Annotated in this window: 1 protein-coding gene; it reads right to left on the reverse strand. The window is 47.9% G+C overall.

All coding sequences use genetic code 11. From position 1 onward, the window contains the following. On the reverse strand, positions 1-549 hold a 549-nt coding region (locus HMPREF1627_RS01935), incomplete at its 3' end, for a hypothetical protein (protein WP_034500671.1). Between the last annotated feature and the right edge of the window lie 23 nt (positions 550-572).

Consider the following 572-nt stretch of genomic DNA (forward strand, 5'->3'; position numbering starts at 1 on the left):
AAGATTACCCAAGACTCTGAGAAAATCGTTGTATCCCTTTGCCCGGGAAAACTGACCCACCCAAATAAGCGTAGGCGACAAGTCAATACCATGCTCATGCTTATCTACAAAGAACATGTCTTCATCAACTTGGTTTGGCACTACCCGAACAAGTCGTTGCGCATTTGCAGGGAGCAGACTTTGGATGATGCCCGCCAGATAATCTGAGGGAACCCGCACTTCATCTACTCGTCGCAGATCAAGCTTTTCCACTTCAGATGAGAGCACCCGTACATCGGAGGAGTGGAACTCATACACCCGTAGCGCAAGAGGTAAACTCTCAAATACCTTGTTCGCAATTTCTGGCGCTGAAGTAAAAATAACTTCATCGTACCGACGTTGGCTTAAGGTAAACGTCAGGTAATTCTCGAGCCGCTCTTTCCTGACCAGTCTGAATTCTACGTTGGGTAGCTCGTCAAAAATATTTCCGCCACCACTGTCGTTGGAGAAAAGGAGATCGAACTTATGGCTCGGGAGGTTTTTAGCTCGAGTACGCAGAACCGTTCCCATGCCTCCCTGGGTCAAATTCGGAT

The sequence above is a fragment of the Actinomyces sp. S6-Spd3 genome (assembly GCF_000758755.1).
GTDB lineage: Bacteria > Actinomycetota > Actinomycetes > Actinomycetales > Actinomycetaceae > Pauljensenia.